Annotated in this window: 21 protein-coding genes and 1 tRNA gene; 3 read left to right on the forward strand and 19 right to left on the reverse strand. The window is 55.3% G+C overall.

What is annotated here, in order from left to right:
* Nucleotides 1-47: 47 nt before the first annotated feature.
* The 6 genes from thrC to PL263_RS05700 form a co-directional block, all read right to left on the reverse strand.
* Nucleotides 48-1,142 (reverse strand): threonine synthase, encoded by a 1,095-nt coding sequence (gene thrC, locus PL263_RS05675; RefSeq protein WP_278212092.1) that lies wholly within the window; start codon nt 1,140-1,142, stop codon nt 48-50.
* 3 nt (nt 1,143-1,145) lie between these two features.
* Nucleotides 1,146-2,456, reverse strand: coding sequence for a homoserine dehydrogenase (locus PL263_RS05680; protein WP_278212093.1), 1,311 nt, complete (start codon nt 2,454-2,456; stop codon nt 1,146-1,148).
* Between the two features lie 36 nt (nt 2,457-2,492).
* Nucleotides 2,493-3,677, reverse strand: coding sequence for an alanine transaminase (alaC, locus tag PL263_RS05685; RefSeq protein WP_278212094.1), 1,185 nt, complete (start codon nt 3,675-3,677; stop codon nt 2,493-2,495).
* A 111-nt stretch (nt 3,678-3,788) separates the two neighbouring features.
* Complete coding sequence (locus PL263_RS05690) at nt 3,789-3,953, reverse strand: hypothetical protein (RefSeq protein WP_278212095.1); 165 nt, start codon at nt 3,951-3,953, stop codon at nt 3,789-3,791.
* A gap of 77 nt (nt 3,954-4,030) precedes the next feature.
* Nucleotides 4,031-5,152: a GNAT family N-acetyltransferase/peptidase C39 family protein gene (locus PL263_RS05695; protein WP_278212096.1), complete on the reverse strand. Its 1,122-nt coding sequence runs from the start codon at nt 5,150-5,152 to the stop codon at nt 4,031-4,033.
* Nucleotides 5,149-6,240 carry a DUF2817 domain-containing protein gene (locus PL263_RS05700; protein ID WP_278212097.1) on the reverse strand — a complete coding sequence of 364 codons (1,092 nt, stop codon included), beginning with the start codon at nt 6,238-6,240 and terminating at the stop codon, nt 5,149-5,151. The genes PL263_RS05695 and PL263_RS05700 overlap by 4 nt, the downstream gene beginning before the upstream one ends.
* 106 nt (nt 6,241-6,346) lie before the next feature.
* Between PL263_RS05700 and PL263_RS05705 the strand changes: the two genes are divergently transcribed.
* Both PL263_RS05705 and PL263_RS05710 read left to right on the forward strand, forming a co-directional pair.
* Nucleotides 6,347-7,822 carry a RimK family protein gene (locus tag PL263_RS05705; RefSeq protein WP_278212098.1) on the forward strand — a complete coding sequence of 492 codons (1,476 nt, stop codon included), beginning with the start codon at nt 6,347-6,349 and terminating at the stop codon, nt 7,820-7,822.
* 19 nt (nt 7,823-7,841) lie between these two features.
* Nucleotides 7,842-8,756: a PfkB family carbohydrate kinase gene (locus PL263_RS05710; protein WP_278212099.1), complete on the forward strand. Its 915-nt coding sequence runs from the start codon at nt 7,842-7,844 to the stop codon at nt 8,754-8,756.
* On the opposite strand, the gene PL263_RS05715 is transcribed toward PL263_RS05710, so the two are convergent.
* The 9 genes from PL263_RS05715 to rpoE are packed head-to-tail and all read right to left on the reverse strand — an operon-like array spanning nt 8,753 to nt 16,788.
* Nucleotides 8,753-9,295, reverse strand: a complete 543-nt coding sequence (locus PL263_RS05715; RefSeq protein ID WP_278212100.1) for a hypothetical protein — start codon at nt 9,293-9,295, stop codon at nt 8,753-8,755. The genes PL263_RS05710 and PL263_RS05715 overlap by 4 nt on opposite strands.
* A 29-nt stretch (nt 9,296-9,324) precedes the next feature.
* Nucleotides 9,325-10,044 carry a hypothetical protein gene (locus PL263_RS05720; RefSeq protein ID WP_278212101.1) on the reverse strand — a complete coding sequence of 240 codons (720 nt, stop codon included), beginning with the start codon at nt 10,042-10,044 and terminating at the stop codon, nt 9,325-9,327.
* On the reverse strand, nt 10,031-11,092 hold the full coding sequence (locus PL263_RS05725; protein ID WP_278212102.1) for a hypothetical protein: 1,062 nt from the start codon (nt 11,090-11,092) through the stop codon (nt 10,031-10,033). Before PL263_RS05725 ends, PL263_RS05720 begins: the two co-directional genes overlap by 14 nt.
* Nucleotides 11,085-12,332: a hypothetical protein gene (locus tag PL263_RS05730; RefSeq protein ID WP_278212103.1), complete on the reverse strand. Its 1,248-nt coding sequence runs from the start codon at nt 12,330-12,332 to the stop codon at nt 11,085-11,087. Before PL263_RS05730 ends, PL263_RS05725 begins: the two co-directional genes overlap by 8 nt.
* Before the next feature lie 41 nt (nt 12,333-12,373).
* Nucleotides 12,374-13,282: a cysteine synthase A gene (cysK, locus tag PL263_RS05735; protein ID WP_278212104.1), complete on the reverse strand. Its 909-nt coding sequence runs from the start codon at nt 13,280-13,282 to the stop codon at nt 12,374-12,376.
* A gap of 13 nt (nt 13,283-13,295) precedes the next feature.
* Complete coding sequence (locus PL263_RS05740; RefSeq protein ID WP_278212105.1) at nt 13,296-14,699, reverse strand: DegQ family serine endoprotease; 1,404 nt, start codon at nt 14,697-14,699, stop codon at nt 13,296-13,298.
* A gap of 38 nt (nt 14,700-14,737) precedes the next feature.
* Nucleotides 14,738-15,679: a MucB/RseB C-terminal domain-containing protein gene (locus PL263_RS05745; RefSeq protein WP_278212106.1), complete on the reverse strand. Its 942-nt coding sequence runs from the start codon at nt 15,677-15,679 to the stop codon at nt 14,738-14,740.
* A gap of 4 nt (nt 15,680-15,683) precedes the next feature.
* Nucleotides 15,684-16,187 (reverse strand): sigma-E factor negative regulatory protein, encoded by a 504-nt coding sequence (locus PL263_RS05750; RefSeq protein WP_140911531.1) that lies wholly within the window; start codon nt 16,185-16,187, stop codon nt 15,684-15,686.
* A 10-nt stretch (nt 16,188-16,197) separates the two neighbouring features.
* On the reverse strand, nt 16,198-16,788 hold the full coding sequence (rpoE, locus tag PL263_RS05755) for an RNA polymerase sigma factor RpoE (protein ID WP_140911532.1): 591 nt from the start codon (nt 16,786-16,788) through the stop codon (nt 16,198-16,200).
* A gap of 129 nt (nt 16,789-16,917) precedes the next feature.
* Here rpoE and nadB point away from each other — a divergent pair, with 129 nt between their 5' ends.
* Nucleotides 16,918-18,564 (forward strand): L-aspartate oxidase, encoded by a 1,647-nt coding sequence (gene nadB / locus PL263_RS05760; protein ID WP_278212107.1) that lies wholly within the window; start codon nt 16,918-16,920, stop codon nt 18,562-18,564.
* A 94-nt stretch (nt 18,565-18,658) separates the two neighbouring features.
* On the opposite strand, the gene PL263_RS05765 is transcribed toward nadB, so the two are convergent.
* The 4 genes from PL263_RS05765 to PL263_RS05780 form a co-directional block, all read right to left on the reverse strand.
* Nucleotides 18,659-18,735, reverse strand: a tRNA-Met gene (locus tag PL263_RS05765).
* A 54-nt stretch (nt 18,736-18,789) separates the two neighbouring features.
* A complete protein-coding gene (ychF, locus tag PL263_RS05770; RefSeq protein WP_278212108.1) occupies nt 18,790-19,881 on the reverse strand; it encodes a redox-regulated ATPase YchF in 1,092 nt (363 codons plus the stop codon).
* 151 nt (nt 19,882-20,032) lie between these two features.
* On the reverse strand, nt 20,033-20,794 hold the full coding sequence (locus tag PL263_RS05775) for a complement resistance protein TraT (RefSeq protein ID WP_186289506.1): 762 nt from the start codon (nt 20,792-20,794) through the stop codon (nt 20,033-20,035).
* A gap of 41 nt (nt 20,795-20,835) precedes the next feature.
* On the reverse strand, nt 20,836-21,153 hold the full coding sequence (locus PL263_RS05780; protein ID WP_278212109.1) for a hypothetical protein: 318 nt from the start codon (nt 21,151-21,153) through the stop codon (nt 20,836-20,838).
* Between the last annotated feature and the right edge of the window lie 82 nt (nt 21,154-21,235).

Raw genomic sequence — 21,235 nt, forward strand, 5'->3', positions numbered from 1 at the left:
AATAAAAAAGCCGGCTGCAGCCGGCTTTTGCGGGAACAATGCCAGGATCACATGTTATCCAGAATCGCTCTTTTCACTGCATCCAGACTGGCTTCGACCGTCACCGGCTGATCGTCCCGGCATTGGGCGATCGCAGTATCCGGGTCTTTGATGCCATTGCCGGTCAGGGTGCAGACGATGGTGCTGCCTTCCGGAATATTGCCGTTGCCGATGTCGAACAAGGCTCCGGCCAACGAAGTCGCTGACGCCGGTTCGCAGAAGATGCCCTCATAAGCTGACAGCATTTTTTGCGCCGCCAGGATTTGTTCGTCGCTGAAAGAGGCAAACCAGCCGCCGGATTGTTTCTGTGCGGTCCAGGCGCCGTCCCAGGATTGCGGATTGCCGATCCGTATCGCCGTGGCGACGGTCTCGGGGTGTTCGATCGGGTGGCCGGCCAGAAACGGCGCGGCACCGGCGGCTTGATAACCGCACATCACCGGTCGTTTTTTGGTCACGGCTTTGTGCGTCGCACTGTCGCTAGAATATTCTTTATAACCCTTCCAGTAGGCGGTGATGTTGCCGGCATTGCCCACCGGTAGGCAGTGAAAATCCGGCGCATCGCCCAGGGCGTCGACAATTTCGAACGCCGCGGTTTTTTGACCTTCCAGCCGATAGGGATTGATCGAATTGACGATGGTCACCGGCGCATGGTCGGCGATTTCCTTGACTATCGCCATGCCGGCATCGAAGTTGCCTTTGATCTGAATGATCTTGGCGCCGTACATCATGGTCTGCGCCAATTTGCCCAACGCAATCTTGCCCTCCGGAATCAGCACGAAGGCGCGAATGCCGGCGCGCACGGCATAGGCCGCGGCCGCCGCCGAGGTATTGCCGGTCGAGGCGCAGATAATGGCTTGGCTGCCCTCTTCCACCGCTTTGGTCACGGCCATGGTCATGCCACGGTCCTTGAAGGAACCAGTCGGGTTCAGGCCTTCGAACTTGACGTAAATATCGACATCCTTGCCGATCAGGCGCGGGATGTTTTGCAGTTGGATCAGCGGAGTGTCGCCTTCGCAAAGACTAATGATCCGGGTATCGTCGGAGACCGGCAAACGGTCGCGGTAACGATCGATCAGGCCGGTGTAGCGTGTGGGTTTTGCCATTGTTTATCCTAAGGTTTCCAGGCGAATGCGCGCGACTTTGCCGCTGACGGTGGCCAGGGCTTCGATGTCGGCAATCGCCGCGTTCATTTCATGTTCCAGCGTCTGCTGAGTCAGCATGATGATTGGTACCGAGGTTTCGCCTGCCGGCGGCTCCTTTTGAATCAGGGCTTCGATGCTGATGTGGTGCGCCGCCAGAATGCGGCTGACGTCGGCCAACACGCCGGGTTTGTCCTCGGCGGTCAACCGCAGGTAATAGGCGGTTTTGATCGCGTCGGCCGGCAGCACCGGAATGTCGGCGATGGCGTCCGCTTGAAACGCCAGATGCGGCACCCGGTTTTCCGGGTCACTGGTCATCGCTCTGACCACATCGACCAGATCGGCGACCACCGCTGAGGCGGTCGGTTCGGCACCGGCACCGGCGCCGTAATACAAAGTCGGGCCGACCGCGTCACCGCAAACCAGTACCGCGTTCATGACGCCGTCGACATTGGCGATCAGGCGCCGTTTCGGAATCAAGGTCGGATGCACCCGCAACTCGATACCGTCGTCGGTTTTGCGGGCGATACCCAGGTTTTTGATCCGGTAGCCCAGGGCCTCGGCATATTCCACGTCGAGCCGGGTGATCTTGGTAATGCCTTCGGTGAAGACTTTGTCGAATTGTAGCGGAATGCCGAACGCGATCGACGCCAGAATGGTCAGCTTGTGGCCGGCATCGATGCCTTCGACGTCGAAAGTCGGGTCGGCTTCGGCGTAACCCAGGGCTTGCGCCTCTTTCAGCACGTCGTCGAAATCGCGGCCTTTGTCGCGCATTTCGGTGAGAATGTAATTGCCGGTGCCGTTGATGATGCCGGCCAGCCATTTGATCCGGTTGCCGGCCAAGCCTTCGCGGATGGCCTTGATAATGGGTATGCCACCAGCCACGGCCGCTTCGAACAACACCATCACGCCGTGTTTGCTGGCTTCGGCGAACACCTCGTTGCCGTGCAATGCGATCAGCGCCTTGTTGGCGGTGACGACGTGTTTGCCGTTGGCGATCGCGGTCAACACCAGCTGTTTCGCCAGGTCGTAACCGCCAATCAGCTCAACGACGACGTCGATCTCCGGGTCGTTGACAATTTCGAATGGATCGGTGGTCAAGGCAATGCCTTGGGTGTCGCAGATGCGGGCGCGATTCAACTCACGTGCCGACGCCCGCGTCACGACGATTTCGCGGCCGGCACGGCGGGCGATTTCTTCGGCATTGCGTTTCAACACGTTGACGGTACCGCCGCCGACGGTGCCCAGCCCCAATACTCCAACTCTAACCGGCTTCAAATCCGACTCCTTTTGTTTACCCAAAACGGCGGGCGATTATACAACGTTGTCTTTTTTCAGCATATTACGGATGCTGCGCAAGGCTTGGCGGGTGCGTTGCTCGTTTTCGATCAGACTGAAACGGATATGGTCGTCGCCGAATTGGCCGAAGCCGATGCCGGGCGATACCGCGACTTTGGCATCAATGATCAGTTTTTTGGCAAATTCGATCGAGCCCATCTCGCGGTAGGCTTCCGGGATTTTGGCCCAGACAAACATGGTCGCCTTCGGTTTTTCGACCAGCCAGCCCATCGCGTTCAAGCCGTCGCACAACACGTCGCGGCGCGATTTGTACATGTCGCAGATTTCCTGCACGCAATCCTGCGGGCCTTCCAGCGCGGTGATCGCCGCCACCTGGATCGGCGTGAATGCGCCGTAATCCATATACGACTTGATCCGGGTCAATGCCGAGACCAAGGTCGGATTGCCGCACATGAAACCGATCCGCCAGCCCGGCATGTTGTAGCTTTTGGATAAGGTGAAAAACTCGACGGCAATATCCTTGGCGCCCGGCACCTGCAGGATCGACGGCGCGACGTAGCCGTCGAACACAATATCGGCATAGGCGATGTCATGCACGATCCAGATGTTATGTTCCTTGCAGATGGCGACGACTTTTTCGAAAAAGTCCAATTCCACGCATTGGCAGGTCGGGTTGCCCGGAAAATTCAGAATCAGCATCTTCGGCTTCGGCCAGCATTCGTCGATGCCTTTCTGCAATTCGGCGAAGAAATCGACGCCGGGAGTCAGCGGCACGTGGCGAATGTCGGCACCGGCGATCACCACACCGTAGGGATGGATCGGATAGGCCGGATTCGGCACCAATACCACATCGCCGGGGCCCAGGGTTGCCAATGCCAGATGCGACAAACCTTCTTTCGAGCCGATGGTGACGATGGCTTCGGTATTGGGGTCGAGATCGACGTCGAAACGCTTTTTATACCAGCCGCAAATGGCTTTGCGTAAGCGCGGAATGCCCTTCGAGACCGAATAACGGTGGGTGTCTCCGCGTTGCGCCACTTCCACCATCTTGTCCAGGATGTGCTTCGGCGTCGGTTGGTCGGGATTCCCCATACCGAAGTCGATGATATCGTCGCCCGCGGCGCGCGCTTTGGCTTTCAGTTCGTTGACGATGTTGAATACGTAAGGCGGCAGACGGCTGATGCGGTGAAATTCTTCCATTAACGGCTCTTGTTGGTCAGATTTTGCGAACGGCTTTTTTGAGAAAGCCGGCTAAGTTACTGTTGTTGCCTGGCGATGTCAATTCGCCGGGCAATATCCGGGATCCAGGGTTTATTGCGGCAGAGGTTTCGCCGCAAGTTCCGGACTAGCCGCCGCCGTTTCCGTGCGTTGCTGGTGCAGATAAGAACCGCCGACCAGAAACCCCAACACCAACAGGTAAACGATGGCGGCAATGTTTTTCACTTTTTTCTGTTCGTCTCGATCGGAGGGATGCATTTTGGTTTCGGTTCCGCTGGCTGAAAGTGGCGTATTTTAGCCGCTGCCGCGGCGGAAGAGAATGCGCTGCGAAATTGTTAGGCGCGGCCTGACACGGGTAAACCGGCTTTGACAATCACTGCGGTACGCAAACGGCTCTTGCCGAAACAGCACATCCGGTCGAAATCCTCACGCGCGATCGGAATGAATTGGCAGTCCAGCTCGCTTTGCCGGCCCTCTTCCGGATCGGGGTCGTGCATATACAAGCAGTCTTTATCGAAACCGCTCATGACCACCCAATGCGGGGTTTTCTTGCGGTCCATCGCGAAGGTGCTGATCAAAATCAACGGAATCGCTCCGGCCTCAAAGGCAGCGGTCAAATCGTTCTGGGTGATATTGGCGTAAATCACGGCGACCCCCTGCTCGGCCGCCAGGTGTTTGAAGCGGTTGTCGACCAATTCGACCACCTGTTTCTTATCCTCGCTGCGCACGCTGTCGATAAACAGCGGTCCGCTTTGGTTGATCCAAACCTCGACGGCGAATTGCCGGCGTTTTGCGGCCAACGCCAAACCCAGCGGATGGCAGCCGCCGTGGCCGGAGGTCATGAAGATCGTCGTCGCTTCGCGCCAGATTTCGATTTCCTCTTCCCGCGACGGCAAATACTGCTTGTTCAACGCGTGCAACGCCATCATCAACGAGGCCGGTCCGCAAGTAAACGGCGTGGTTTGCCGCAGCCAGTGTACCGGCCGCTGCTGCGGCTGGTCGTGGTAACGGCGAATGCGCTTTTGGTAGCGCAAGGCGTCTTTATGATCTTGATAATAGTCGCGGTACAAGCCGAATTTTTTGTATCCCAAGGTCTCGTAAAGTCCGATTGCCGGCAAATTATCGACGCTGACTTCCAGCCGCAAATACAGGCGGCCGTCGGCTTCGGCCGCTTGCTCGCCGGCCTGCATCAAGGCCTTGGCAATACCGTTTCCGCGCAATTGCGGCGCCACGGCCAACGAATAAATCCGCGCCAGCCGGGTACCGGGATGGTAAATGATCAGGATATAGCCGGCCGCTTGACCATCGTACTCAGCCAGCAACAACGCCCGGTGCTCGCTGGCCAACCAGTGTTTGAAGCTGCGCCGGCTCAATTTATCGGTATTGAAACTGGCGTTTTCCAGAGCGACCAAGGCCGCCAGATCGGCGTTTTGCGCCGGCCGCAAGCCGATATTCAAACCGACACTCCCGGCAAAGCCTGACCGATCACTTGGCGGATGCGGAACAACACCATTTCTCTCCAGGCCGTTGCCGCCGGGCAAAAGTGAGCCAGCATGAGCTGGGCGTGCGCCTGCCGCTCGGCGCCGTTCCCGCCCTGGGCCCAGATCAGGTGATCGCGCAGCAGGGTTTCGAACAAACGGTCGGTGCTGAAGGTGCCGAACTCCAAAGTGACATAGCAGCTTTCCGGCGTCATCGCCGCGTGCCACAGATAATCCAACAGGCCCAGCTTCGGCACCGAACTCGAGGTGCCGGCCAGCGGCAAGGTCACCGAATCGCCATACCAGCGCTTAGCTACTGCCGCTCCGGGACTGTCCGGCGCGTGGTCGCAAATGATTTCGCCGTAACCGTAAGGCCCCAGCCCGCTGTGCAAGTCGATGACCGCCAACCGCCGCTGCTGCAGCGCATATTTGCTGATCAATGCTTCGCACACCAAGCGGCCATGTGCCGGAGCCCGGCCGCCGTAGAACGGGCCTTCCGGATCGGTGTATTGGCCGCCGCTGATGCCCTGCTCCAACGCGACCCGGCCGTATTGCGCTGCATAATCGGCGAAGGCCTGGCGGCGTTGCTCGGCGTCGGGCTGAAATATGGCCTCTCGCAGCCGCTTGTAATCCGGGTTTTCCGGCAACGACGCCGAAAAGTCCACCGCGTTCCGGTTCAAATCGACGCCATCCCGGTCGCAACGCCGCAGCCAGGCGTAACCCCAGGGTGTCAATGCGTGTACCAACAAAACCGCGCTTGTCTGTGGCATGACTACCCGCCCGGCCCGCAACGAATCGAGCAAATCGATTTGGCCGGCACTACCGACAAATCCTTCGATACCGTGAGTGGCGCCCAATACCACCACGACGTTGGGGGCATCGGCATCGCCCAACCAGAGGCTATCGGTTATCAGCGCTTCGCCGTCCGGCCCGAGGCCGGAACAGGGAAACGCCTGCAATTGCATCGGGCAATCGAGTGCGGCCACCCGTTGTAACCACTGTTGCCTGGCTTCGGCATAACTGGCAGGAAAAACGCTGGCATCGATATCGGCATAGGAATAGGACATTTCGCAGCAAGCAGCCTCGGTCGGATAAAGCAGAAATATTACTCCTTGTTTAAAAACCTGTCTGGTTTCAAAATTCAGCCTCCCCAACCCACCGAGTTTGAGCAACATGGCAAGTACGCTGCTGGTCGTCGACAATCTTTCCGACTGGAACCCTTATTATCCCAGCGAGCAGGTCGTCAGTTTCGAAACCTATCTGGCCATGGAACAGACCGACCCCGACCAACGGGTGCGGGTTATCAATCTGTGCAGCAGCTACAGCTATCTGTCGGACGGCTACTACTGCTCGTTGCTGGCCGAAGCCCGTAATCACCACGTGATTCCCTCGGTGAAGATCATCAACGATCTGGGCAAAAATGCGTTGTACCGACTGCAGCTGGAGGATTTGAACCAGCCCTTGGCCCGCGCCCTCAAGCACCAGCACCAGACCGGCGAATACCGGTTGTACAGTTATTTCGGCACGACGCCGGAACCGGCATTTCAGGAACTGGCCCGCTTGTTGTTCGAACGTTTCGCCTGCCCGATTCTGGAAATCACGCTGAGCCTGGAGCAACAGTGGCAAATCACCGATTTGAAAGCGGTTTCGCCCAGCCAGTTGGACGACACGATGCAAACCCTGTTTGCCGAGGCGCTGGACCGCTTCAGCAAAAAAGTCTGGCGTAAAAGCCGGGCCCGCAAGAATGCGCGCTTCGATCTGGCGATCTTGATCAATCCGGCGGAAGCCCTGCCGCCCAGCAACCGCGGCGCGCTGAAGAAGTTCATTGCGGTGGGCCGGCAAATGGGTGTCGACGTGGAATTGATCACCCACAACCACTACGGCCGCTTGCCCGAGTTCGACGGCCTGTTCATCCGCGAAACCACAGCAATAGACCACCATACCTACCGCTTCGCGAAAAAGGCCGAAGCGGAGGGCTTGGTGGTGATCGACGACCCGACCTCGATTCTGCGCTGCGCCAACAAGGTCTATCTGGCCGATCTATTCCGTACCCATAAAGTGCCGTCGCCGAAAACCTGGATTCTGCATAAAGGCAACACCGAACACCTGGACAAGCTGGAAGCCATCGCCGGCTTTCCGGTCGTTATTAAAGTCCCGGACGGCTCGTTTTCGCGCGGCATCGTCAAAGTCAATAACCGGGCCGAACTGGAAACCAAGGTCGCCGAATTGTTCGAACAATCGGCTTTATTGCTGGCACAGGAGTTTCTCTACACCGATTTCGATTGGCGGATCGGCATTTTCAACCACAAAGCGCTGTATGCCTGCCGCTATTTCATGGTGAAAAACCATTGGCAGATTTACCGCCACGGCACCAACCGCACCGACAGCGGCAATTTCGCCACGCTGCCGACCTTCGAAGTACCGAAGCCGATGCTGGACGCGGCCTTGAAAGCCACCCAGCCGATCGGCAACGGCCTGTACGGCGTCGACGTCAAGGAAATCAACGGCAAGGGCTATGTGATCGAAGTCAACGACAACCCCAGCATCGACAGTGGCGTCGAAGACAAATATTTGGGCGAAGAACTGTACCGAGCCATCATCGGCGAATTGTTGCGGCGGATGGAAAACCGCAGCAAAGGCCTGGATTAAACGCTAACCGCACCTGCATATGGAACCGGACTTGATTGATTTGGATGTACTTTGCGTCGGCCATGCCAGCTACGACCTGGTGTTCAGCGTGCCGCACCATCCCGCAGCCGACGAAAAAACGGTGGCCGACGCTTTGCTGGGCTGCGGCGGCGGCCCGGCGGCAAACGCCGCGGTCATGGTGGCGAAACTGGGTTACCGCGTAGGATTCAGCGGCTATTTGGGCAACGATGTCTACGGCGATAGCCATTTAAGCGAATTGCATCGCTTTGGGGTCGATACCCGCTGCATCGTCCGCGGCGACTCGCCGACGCCATTGTCGGCAGTACTGGTCAAGCCCGACGGGAAGCGCGCGTTGATTAATTACAAAGGCGACACCCGAGCGCTACCGGCAGACAGTGTGGACTTCGGGGTGATCCGGCCCAAAGTGGTGTTGTGCGACGGCCACGAGCCGCATATTTCAGCGCGCTTGCTGGAGCGTTGCGCCGCCGAAAAGATTCCGACCGTTCTGGATGCCGGATCGTTACATTCCGGCACCGAAGCCTTGCTGGACAAAATGGACTACTTGGTATGTTCGGAAAAATTTGCGCTTCAGCATTCCGGAGGCATTGACGCGGCGCTGTCGGGGTTGGCGGAAATTGCACCCTGGGTGGTCGTCACGCTGGGCGAACGCGGCCTGGTTTGGCGGGCCGGTCAGGAAGCAGGCCGTTTGGCCGCGCCGCCGGTCACGGCGATCGATACCACCGGGGCCGGAGACGCGTTTCACGGCGCCTTCGCCGCCGGTTTGGCGGCCGGTTTGGCCTGGCCCGAGTTGCTGCGTTATGCCAGTGCCGCCGGCGGGTTATGTTGCACCCGCTTGGGCGCCCGTCCCGGCTTACCCGATAAGGCAGCCCACCGCGCGCTGTTGCAACGGTGGCAAGGCGAACCGATGCCTTAGCGAGAACGCTTGGCCCGCTCCGGTTCCAAGTATTTGTGGCGCAAATCGACGTAATTGCCGCCTATCCATTGCCAGAAAGTCGCGGCCGCTTCCGGGTCGGTACTGAGCAATTTGACCGCAATCGCACCGTTGCCGCTGATATCGGTGATTTGGGCGTCGATATCGATCGAATTCCTGTTTTTGACGACGCGCTTGTCGGTTTCCACCCGAAACGTCACCGGTTCGCCGAGCTTGAACACAATATCGCGTTTCAAGCCGCCCAGAAATTGCAGGCGATACTCCGGCACCGACTGGAACGGTAGTACAAACTCCGCATGCCAGCGGAAGGGCGGACAATGGATAGGTCCGCTGTGCTTCGGAAAATGCACGGTGTAGCCGTCGTCGACTTTGGCCTTGATTTCGCCTTTGGTGTAAATGTCGCGGCAATTGGTCAGCACCGCATCGCCCGGTTCCAAATTGTATTTGGCGGCAAATGCGGTTTGGCTCAGCAGGCCGATAGCGACGGCCAATCCGTATCGGCAAAGGTTCGATCTGTTCATGGCGAGCTCCTGACTGTGATTATTGTGTTTTACCGCGGCGGCAGCGGTGCGGCGGCCGGGAGCGGCCCCAATAAACTGCGCGCCAACGGATCGGTTTCGTCGATATCCACCGTCACCATATGGCCGGTATTGGCGCCAATATAGCCTTGCATCGCGGCAGCCATGTAAGGAAACACCAAGCGCAAATCGTTACTGGCGCCGCTGCTCTGCACGCTGGTTTTCCACAGTTGTTTGCGTTGCTGCTGCGTCAAATAAGGCCCGGTTTCGCAGGCTTCCAAGGTCAGATAGCGGCGAAAAGTGGTGTATGTGTCGATGCGTTGGGTATATCCGGTGCCGGCAAAACCCGGATAAAACCCGCGGTAATAAAATGATCTTCGGTACGGGTAAAAGTAGCCCCAATCGTTCCACATCGGTACGTCGTAAGCGTATTGGTGCACTTCCGGCTGGCCGACGCCGTAGCCGAGAAACACCACCAGATCGCTGTCCTGAGCTGTCGCCGCTTTGACGAAGCCGCGGTTAGCCAGTACCTTTTCGATATAGCCTTTGAATTCGATGAATTGCAAATCCTGCTCGTTACCGCCCGGATTGCCCGGCAATACCAGAAAACGGTTGCCGATCGTTGCGCCGGGCGCGGCCAAAGCATCGATTTCGGTACGGAACTGTAGCGTCGAATTAACACTACAACCACTCAACATTGCATTCAATACGCCGAATAGGACGATCAATAGCGTCGAATTAAGCCTCTCCATGCTCGCCTCCTGTTGGCTCTGCCAAATCGTGTTCCTGCATCAAAGTTCGCGCCCGCTGCTGCATACGAAGTTCGGCCAAGACTTCTTGCTCGTGCAATCCCGCCCGGTGCGCCAATTGGTCGGTCAATTGCCGGTTCTCGGCACTACGTTGCCGGACCTGGCGTTTTTCCTGGCTGAGCAGTTCGGCTTCGAAGCGCATTTCCTGTAACTCGGTATCGTGCCGCAGTTGTTCGGCATGCAGCCGTTTTTCGATTGCCAGTTGCTGAGTCAATTGCTCGAATTTGTCTTCAGCCAAACGCCGCTGTTTTTCGGCTTCGAGCGCCTGCATCTGTTGTTCCAGATCGATCATCCGCCGCAAATGTTCCAGTTGCTGGCGTTTTTCGTGAATTTCCTCTTCTTCGAGCAAGCGCTGTTGTCGCGACAACTCCAGATTTTTGGTCTGGTTCAATTCGAAGGTTTTTTTCAGCACGTTAACGTAAACGGCGTCGCGCCCCAACTGGGCATCGGGAAATTCGGCAAAACCGGCGTTCAACCTGCAAACCGCCAAAGACTGAATCTGCTGTTGCGCCAATAATTCGTTGATGCGTTGGGCGATGCGTTTTTCGGCATCGGCCAGACCGGTATTGACCCAGTTGCCGTCGGCCAGAGTCTGCAACTCCAGATTGACGGCATCCTCGACCATAGCGGCGTAGACATTCCGGATATGGGCGTTGATATCCGGCAACAATTCGGCATTTTTCAGTGCGTAATCGAATGTCGCCTGAAACCGCAAATCCAGCGCCAAGTCCAGCGTGCAAAACCCTTCGAACAGCGTTATCTGTCGGCGGTAAGGCCAGGACTCCACCGGCAGCGGATAAAGCGTGTGGTAAAAGCGCCTGATGAATTGCTTCGGCCGCAAATACAGCTTTTGATAAGGCCCCAACTTAACCAGGACTACTTGGCGGTCGGCATCGAAGCCGGCCAACCAGTAGCTGTCATCGGCACCTAAATCATCCTGCAGATCGCTGCCGGTGAGCCAGGCATCAAGTTCGGATACTGAGCTATTCATGGCCGGGCGGCGCATTGAGCGCCTTTTGTTTCAGAGCCGCGATTTTATCCGACATTTTCTCGGCAACCAACGGATACAGGTTGGGCGCGAATTCCACAGTACGGTGGTCCACTTTGCGCAAAAATCCGCGGCTAAGGAGAAGGCCGACCACAAACATCCGGGTCCAATCCGAATAGCGCCGGGCCTTTTCCAGATCGGATTTTTCGATCACCATTTCCAGCTCGTCATTCTGGTTGATGCGAAACTCGGTGAACTGGCGCAGGCATTCGAATACCAATTCTTCCTCCTGCACCGTCAATGGCCCAGGCGCGGTGAACTCCAATCGGTAAGACAGCAGCACGGTAAAAAAATCCACCATGGCCGCGCAGACGAAAGCGAACCAGGAAAATCCGCGCCACATCGCAAACGACGGTTTCACGTCCTCGACGAATTGTTTGTAGGTCATCGGCAACGGCGCATCCGGCGGACTCACGCCCATGCTGCTGGCCAATTGGTTCACGCCCAGTTGGATATCCTGGTAGTGCTTCAAAAATTGGGCGTAGGTAGCTTCGTCGCTGCTCACATCCAGCTGATTCAAATTTATGTGTAATTGGCGGATGTGCTCGTCCAGCTCGCGGAAGGTTTGCTCCTGCTGTTGCAACGCCTGCTTTTTTTCCTGGTAAATCTGGTTGTAATGCCGCCAGAACGGGCCTTCGCCCACCTGATTCTTGTAGCCGGGACCGATCTGATTATGGGTGCCGAAATAGGCTTGGCTGGCGTCGAGCGAGGCTTTATCCAAATCCTGTTTTTGCTGTAGCGAGATTCGGCTCTTGAGCTGGATTACGGCGTCCAGATAGTCCTTGCTCTGCTGGCGCAACTGATTCAGACGGTTGATGTGTAGAGTTTCGCGCTCGGATATTTCGTAAAACTTGAAATAAGAAAAAGTGATCGAGGCGGCGATCGCCACGGTCAACGACGCCACCACCGAGAAATATCGAATCCGGTTGGCTGTCCAATGAATCCCGGCCATCTCCAGCGAGCAAATCACGATGATGGATTGAATGGCGACGGTGATCACCAGCGCGATCCACGGGGTGATGAAATGCGACAGACCGTAATAGGTGGTAAAACCAGAGGAAACGCTCAACATCAGAACGATGGGTATCGTCCAGATCCGCAGCATGCTGACGAATAGAGTCTGAATCCGATTCAGAAAATAGCCGGGCCCGCCGGGGCGGTGTTTGTTGCTGGTGTCGTTCATAATTATTGTTCTAATGACCAGCGTGAAACCCGAATTCGGGTTCAACTCATGCTGAGATAACGTTCGCCGGTGTCGTGGACGATAGTGACAACGGTCTTACCCGGCCCCATTTGCGCCGCCACCCTGACTGCGCCGCAAACGCTGGCTCCGGAGGAAATGCCGACCATGATGCCTTCTTCTTCGATTAAGCGTTTGCGCATCGAAAAAGCTTGTTCGGTGCTAACCAGTTCGATGGCGTCGAGCAAATCGACTTCCAGATTCTTCGGCACGAAACCGGCGCCGATTCCCTGAATCTTGTGCGGAGAATGGCTACCGCCGGAAATGACCGGCGACTCGGCCGGTTCCACTGCAATCACTTTGAATTGCGGATTCCGGTTTTTTATAACATCAGCCACACCGGAAATAGTGCCGCCGGTACCGACGCCGCAGACGAACGCATCGACTTGACCGTCGGTGGCTGACCAAATTTCCTGAGCGGTGGTCTGCCGATGTACCTCAGGATTGGCCGGATTTTCGAACTGGTGCGGCATAAATGCACCGGGATGGTTGGCGACGATCTCCTGCGCCTTGGCAATTGCGCCTTTCATGCCGTCCGCACCGGGCGTCAATACGATTTCCGCTCCGTAAAGCGCCAACAACTGGCGCCGCTCGACCGACATGGTCTCCGGCATTGTTAGAATGCAGCGGTAACCGCGGGCTGCAGCCACCATCGCCAACGCAATTCCCGTATTGCCCGAGGTGGGTTCGACAATGATCCCGCCACCTCGCAGTTGACCACTTTTTTCCGCCGCCTGCACCATGGCTAAACCGATGCGATCCTTTACAGAGCCACCGGGATTTCTCGACTCAAGCTTGACCAATACCGTCGCCGAGTTTTCCTCGACGACTTTCTGCAATTTGACCAACGGCGTGTTGCCGATCAATTGAGTTACATTACTGGCGGCAGGCATTGAGTCACCTCAATCATTTTTCGATTTTGAAAGCCAAGAACACCGGACTGCCGTTACGTTGTACCAAAAGCGCAATAGATTTTTCAACCGGTAATTTGGCGACGATGCTGTTGAATTCAGCGGCATCGCGCACCACGGTGTTTTGAATCCGCAAAATCACATCGCCGGGCTGAATCCCGGCATCCAAGGCAATCCCTTTACCGACTTTCTGGACCAGGACCCCATTCTTTTCCACCTGCAACTGTTGGCGTTGTTCACCAGTCAGATCAGCCACCGCCAGCCCCAACCGGTTCACCGCAGTCTCCGGAGCCGCCGACGGTCCGGCAGCCGCCATGCTTTGCTGCGCCGGCAACAAGCCAATTTTTACCGTAATGTCTTGCTTGTCGCCCTGGCGAATGATTTTGACTTTAGCTTTTTCATCGACCGGCGTCATGCCTACCCGCGGCGGCAATTCGCCTGAGGTTTCGATGACTTGGCCGTTAAATTCGACAATGATGTCGCCAATCTGGATGCCGGCTTTCTCGGCCGGACCGCCGGGAATCACTTTCGATACCAACGCGCCGTGCGGACGGTCCATGCCAAACGACTCCGCCAATTGCCGAGTAACGTCTTGAATTTGCACGCCTAACCAACCGCGCGAAACCTTGCCCTTACTTTTGATTTGGTCGACCACGTTCATCGCCACGTCTATCGGTATCGCAAACGACAATCCCATGTAACCGCCTGAGCGGCTATAGATCTGCGAGTTGATGCCGACCACCTTGCCCTGCATGTTGAACAGCGGGCCGCCCGAGTTGCCGGGGTTGATCGCCACGTCGGTCTGAATGAAAGGCACATAGTTGCCGTCCGGCAAGCTGCGGCCCTTGGCACTGACGATACCGGCGGTTACCGACTGGTCGAAACCGAACGGGGTGCCGATCGCCAAAACCCATTCGCCGACTTGCAATTGGTCCGGTGCGCCGATTTCCACCACCGGCAGGTCTTTAGCGTCGACTTTCAATAAAGCCACATCGGTACTTTCGTCGGAACCGATCAATTTGGCGATCAATTCCCGGCGGTCTTTTAATTTGACCACGATTTCCGATGCATTATTCACCACGTGATGGTTGGTCAGGATATAGCCGTCGCGGGAGATGACGAAGCCGGAACCCAGCGAATTGGTTTCCCGTGGCGTGTAGCCTCGGCCCGGCCCCTGGAAGAAATGGCGGAAGAACTCCTCCATCTCCGGCGGCATGTCTTGCGGCATTTGCTGAGGGTCGGCCCCGGCTTGCGAATCGGTCGCTTTCTGGGTGGTGCTGATATTCACCACGGCATCGCCGTTGGTCTTCACCATTTCGGTAAAGTCAGGCAGTTGGGCGTAACCGGAGTTGATCGCCAAAAGCATTATAAGAAATCCATAAAACAGCTTATTAAGCATGTAATCTCCAAACGTACGAATGAAATATAAGAAGACGTTTATTGCCGAAACGCGATGCCGCCGGCAATCAGTTCGACTGTTTCCGCAGGGACTTCGCCGAGCACGGTAATCTGGGTATTGTCTATCACTTTGCTGAAAGAGTTGACAGTTCCCAAACTATGCAAACCGTTGATGCCATCGACTTCCTTAGCTTCCAGGTAAACCGAAACGGTGGAAAAGCCGTCGCTGACCAACAGATGGTCTACGGCTTTCTGCGACTGTTGGATCGAGTTGCGGATAAAAAAGACTGGCTCGAAACCCTGAGGCCAATTTTTCAAAACGAATGTAGCGCTGTCCAAAGGCTCGGCTTGTGCGCTGTGGATGTGTTTAGTGTGGAACTTATCGTCAACGTTATTGCCGTTGAGGGGTTCTGCTCCAGCCTGCGTGTTCAAGTCGGTGAACATGACTTGTTCCAGAGCATGCCCTTCCAAGCCATAAACTTCAATTTTCAACGGCAGAAAGGTTTGGGTGTTGATCCAAATTTTTCTCGGGTAACGCAGTTGGTCTTTCGGCTGCGCCGCAACGATTTGCGCCGGCAACATCGCGACGGATTCCTGACCAGCCAGTTCCAAGTTGTAGGACTTTTGTAACATCGCCGCACTACTCGGCATGTTAATGATAAAAGAACTGTCCAACGGATGGTGGTTAATCACCTTTTCGCTGGTTTCCTTGAACACACAAGTGACTTCGTTGGATTTGCGCGTCACCTCCCGCATCGGCGAGTTCAAGGAAGATAAGCGTTCCTGCGAGACACCGTTATCGACGCTATGTCGATATTTCATGGTTTCGATCTGGCCGTTTTTCATGAAAATTACGGTACCCTCGTAATTGAGGGTTTTCATCGCCAGATTCATTTTATCCAACCATTGCACCGCCGTAAGATTGTCGCCGGCAGCGGTTTCGGCGATCAAGCCGATCAAAACAACCAGTATTAATCTCACGTCCTTATTCCTGCGAATATCCCACCACCCGCGCATAAGGTTGCGCCGCCTGCACCGTGTTTACGTAAAGCGTGTTGTCGTGAGCCTGCAAATAGTCCTTAAAACGGGCATGCATTTCAGTTGACTCCGAACCGCTATGCGCCACCACGCCGACGGCACTGAACGGATTAGCTTGCCTAGGCTCGACTTTACTGGCTAGCCAGACAACGGCGAGGACTGTAGATGCAGCGATCGCAAGCCCGGCTTTTTGCCACTTTATCGCCGCTTTCTGCCGCGGCATGAAATAAATCGGTTCATGACGTAATTGCTGATGGATTTTGTCGGCAAAATCGCTACTCACCAGCGAATACTCACTACTTTTCAACACTTGACTGGCAATTTGATAGCGCCTTAGCTTGTCTTTCAGCGCGTCGTCTTCGCTAACGGCTGTCAGCAACTCCAGCGATTGCGCGCCATCCAGTTCGTCGTCTATGAATTGCGATAGTTTTTCGTTAAGTTGTTCCTGCATCGATACACCTTTAGTCGAGCAATGGGTTTAATTTTTGGTCAATGGCTTCGCGGGCTCTAAAAATCCGCGAACGCACGGTGCCGATAGGGCAATCCATAGCCTCGGCTATTTCTTCATAGCTCATCCCTTCGAATTCTCGGAGAGTAATTGCTATTCGCATTTCTTCCGGTAAATTTTCAATAGCCGCTCGTATTACAGCGACAATTTGCTCGTTCATCAGTTGATGCTCGGGCGTTTCTATATCTTTCAATTGCGGCGCGTTTTCCACCTGCTCCGCATCTTGAACGTCGATCTCATAATCGGAGTGGCGACGGGAGCGCGACAAAAGATAATTCTTAGCTGTATTTATCGCGATCCGGTAAAGCCAGGTGTAAAAGGCACTCTCTCCGCGGAAATCGCCCAGAGCCCGGTAGGCTTTGATAAAGGTGTCTTGTGCCACATCCTGCGCTTCACTGGGATCTTTAACGTAACGATTCACCAAGTGGACGATCTTATGCTGATACTTTAAAACCAAAAGATCGAAGGCGGATTTATCACCTTGCTGCACCCTCCGCACCAAGCTTTGATCGACATCTTCGGTGTTGCTAATTTGTTCGTTCACTGCTCTATTTTTCTGATGAGATAGACAGAATTAAACCTTATTAGTTCTGGCAATACAAAAAAAATTGCCGGCCAGATAAAACAAGATATTATTCCCGGCCGGTTTGAACTTTTTCCTTCGCTGATCCACTTGACGACCTTGACCCATAGCAATACCGTCCCAAACGCAAACCTTCACTACGACGTCTTGATTGCCGGCAGCGGTGGCGCCGGACTGAGCTTGGCACTACATTTGGCGGATCGGTTTAGAGTCGCAGTACTGGCGAAATTTGCGCTGACCGAATGCAGCACTTACTACGCCCAAGGCGGGATCTCAGCGGTATTCGACGACCGTCACGACTCCATCGAATCGCATATCGAGGATACGTTAATCGCCGGCGCCGGGCTGTGTGACCCAAACATAGTCCGCCTCACCGTCGCCCAGGGCCGGCAAAGTATAGAATGGCTTCGCTCTCAAGGCGTCAACTTTACCGAAGAACACGGCGCCGACGGTGTAAAACAATTGCATCTTAACCGGGAAGGCGGACACTCCCACCGCCGTATCGTACACAGTGACGACGCTACCGGCAAAGCCGTATCGCTGTCTTTGATCGACCGCGCCAAAGCTCATCCCAACATCAATTTGCTGGAATACCACAATGTCGTGGAATTAATCACCGCGACCAAGCTGGGGGCTGAGCAACAGCGAATATGCGGCGCCTACGTTCTGGATAGCAAGACCGGAAAAATCAAGACCATTGCGGCCAAGATCGTGGTACTTGCCACGGGCGGCGCCAACAAGGTCTATTTATATTCGACCAATCCGCACATTTCTACCGGCGATGGTATCGCGCTGGCTTGGCGGGCGGGCTGCAAAGTGGCAAACATGGAATTCATGCAGTTTCATCCGACCTGCCTCTATCATCCCACTGCCCGTTCTTTCTTGATCAGCGAGGCGGTACGCGGCGAAGGCGGTCATTTGATTTTACCGGACGGCGAACGCTTCATGCGCCGCTACGACGAACGTATGGAATTGGCGCCGCGCGACATCGTCGCCCGTGCCATAGACAGCGAAATCAAGAAGCACGGTATCGAATGCGTGTATCTCGATATCAGCCACAAATCCCGAGAGTTCATTCAAAAGCACTTCCCGACCATCTACATGCAGTGTCTGGAATTGGATATCGACATCAGCCAGCAACCCATTCCAGTGGTTCCGGCCGCTCATTATACTTGCGGCGGCGTCGTTACCGACGCCAATGCCCGTACCGACATTCCGGGTTTATACGCCATCGGCGAAGTTGCCTGCACCGGCCTGCACGGTGCGAATCGAATGGCCAGCAACTCGTTATTGGAATGCCTGGTTTTCGCCGAACAAGCTAACCAGGATATCCGGCGGATTTTCAACCAACTGCCGGAGCCGATAGCATTGCCCGACTGGGATGAATCCAAAGTGAGCGACTCGGACGAGGAAGTAGTGATAGCCCACAACTGGGACGAATTACGCCGCTTCATGTGGGACTACGTGGGCATCGTCCGGACTAACAAGCGCCTGGAACGAGCAATGAATCGACTGGTGTTGCTGAAAGACGAAATCGCCGAATACTACGGCCAATTCCGTATTACCAGCGACCTCCTAGAGCTTCGCAACTTGGTAATTGTTGCCGAACTGATCATTCGCTGCGCACAGCAACGCAAGGAAAGCCGCGGCCTGCATTACACCAAGGACTACCCGGCTCCGGACAACAGCCGCGTCCCGACTAACACGGTACTAACCCCCGAACAGACCAACCAATAATCGACCAACCCTGACAAAGCCTTACCCAAGGGCAGCACGACGACGAACGCGCATAAAAAAAGGGCTTGAGAAAATCTCAAGCCCTTGCTTTAAATGGTGGCGACACCGGGAATCGAACCTGGAACCTCGGGGTTATGAATCCCGCGCTCTAACCGGTTGAGCTATGTCGCCACAAATCTTGTTCAACGAAACAAGCGATCATTATACTGACGCGTCAAAACCTTGTCAAACGTTGAACCTAAAATGCATCACATCGCCGTCCTGCACTTTGTATTCCTTACCTTCCAGACGCCATTTGCCGGCATCTTTCGCACCTTGTTCGCCTTTGTAATTGACAAAATCTTGATACGAAATTACTTCGGCTCGGATAAAGCCTTTTTCAAAATCCGAATGAATCACGCCGGCTGCTTGCGGCGCCAGCGCATTGACCGGAATCGTCCATGCTCTGACTTCTTTGACCCCTGCCGTGAAGTAGGTTGAAAGATTTAACAACTCATAAGCCGCTCGCACCACCCGGTTCAAGCCGGGTTCCTCCAAGCCTAAATCCGCGAGAAACTCGACCTTTTCCGCGTCGTCCAACTGTACGATTTCGGCCTCGATCGCAGCACATACCGGCACCACTTTAGAGCCTTCGCCGTCGGCAAAGCTTTTTACCTTATCCAACAACGGATTATTTTCGAAGCCATCGTCCTGCACGTTCGCCACATATAAGGTGGGCTTGATCGTGATCAAACACAATTCCTTAATTAATTTAGCTTCGTCTTCGCTCAGCCCCAAGGTGCGGACCGGTTCACCGGCGTTCAGGTGCTCCAGGACCCGTTCCAACACCTGCTTTCTGGCCAACTCGTCTTTGTTACCTGATTTGGAAGCCTTGGCCGATTTCTGTAAGGCTTTTTCCACCGAAGCCATGTCGGCCAAGGCCAATTCGGTATTGATGACTTCAATATCGTTGACCGGGTCGACCTTACCGGCAACGTGAATCACGTTATCGTCATGAAAACAGCGCACCACATGCACGATCGCATCGGTTTCTCTGATATTGCCGAGAAACTGGTTTCCCAAACCTTCGCCCTTCGAGGCGCCAGCCACAAGTCCGGCGATGTCGACAAACTCGATGGTTGTAGGCAATACCCGCTCCGGGTTGACGATTTCAGCCAATTTATCCATCCTCGGATCGGGTACCGGAACCACTCCGACATTCGGATCGATGGTGCAGAAAGGATAGTTCTCGGCAGCGATGGTCGCTTTAGTCAGCGCGTTGAACAGGGTTGATTTGCCGACGTTGGGCAAGCCGACGATTCCACAATGAAGTGCCATAGCAATAATTTCGAAATTTGACAGGAATGTCCGGCACAACATGGCCGGGTTGGAGAGGCGGCGGATTATACAGCCATTTTACGAATTGAGAACCGATACCCTCGCCTGGACAGCTGGCGCAGCAAAGGTATCGGATAGAAGCAAAAGCGTTTTAGAACAAACCTGAGATCGATCTAACCAAACCGGAAGTTAAGCTTGGCGCCGCCGCCTCATATTCCAAATTGGCCTGATTGGCAGTGCTGACGATCCGCGTGCGGTACTTTTTACGGTCGCTGACTTCCGAAGATGTTTGCCGGCGCGAACCGCCGATGCCTTGCTTGGCGTCCTGTTGGCTGTCCTGCCTGACGACAACACCGCTTTTGGCCTTCTCCGCGATTTCGATGTCGGTGACCACCATGTAGGTTACGTCCTTGACTGCCGCATCGGCGATGGTTTCGATGGCGCCGCCAACCGCGACACCGGCCAAACCGCCAATACCGGCTCCCGACCAACCGCCGAGGCCGCCGCCGATTGCCGCACCGGCCGCTGCGCCCGCCAACGAACCGCCGTAGCCGGAATGCAACGCCGATTCCGCCGCGGTGGGACTGGCTTTATCGACACTGAGCACATTCGCTCTCAACCAATAATGCGACGCTTCCGGATCGGTGGAAATGATGTAACCTTTGGACTGCAGAGCTTGTTTCACCGGTAACATCACGTCGAAATTGGCTTTGTCCGAGGTATTGCGCACATCGAGAAAGATGGTGCGCTGTTCCGGCCCGACCGGATCGAGAAATATCGTGTCGCTCATCTTGGTTTGGACGTCCAGGTCCTTTTTGGCAATCGATGTGTGTACGGCGGCACACCCGCCCAACATTGCGGCCACAGCCGCCGCACCGGCAAGTTTCATGAATGTGTTTCGAGCAATAGCCATCTATATCTCCAAATGAATTGATCCAAAAATAAAACTGCAATTTAGTAAGGCCAATAATAGCCGTAATAACGGTAGTAATAACTGCAATCCCGGTAATCGTTCCAAGAGTAACGCCGTAAATCGTTGCAGGTGTAACCGCGGCGCCAGTATTTACTGGGCTCGGACTTCGGTGGCGTACCTCTTTTCGTCGCTTCTTCGATATAACTATTCAGCTTGGCCTCATCCTCAACACTGAACGGTTTGGCCATAACCTGATCGTTGAGCATCTTTTGCATGTCGCTGGCCTGGTCGGCCCGCACCACCCAACTTGCCGCTATCAATCCCAGCAATAAAACGCACTGCGGTAACATTTGTTTCATTCGATCTCCTCCGATACCAAGAGAACACAACGCCGTTCTCCGTTTTGATGACAATCGCGCCGATTTTAGAATCGATAATGCC

Origin of the sequence: Methylomonas sp. EFPC3, from assembly GCF_029643245.1 — a bacterium.
Taxonomy (GTDB): Bacteria; Pseudomonadota; Gammaproteobacteria; order Methylococcales; family Methylomonadaceae; genus Methylomonas; species Methylomonas koyamae_B.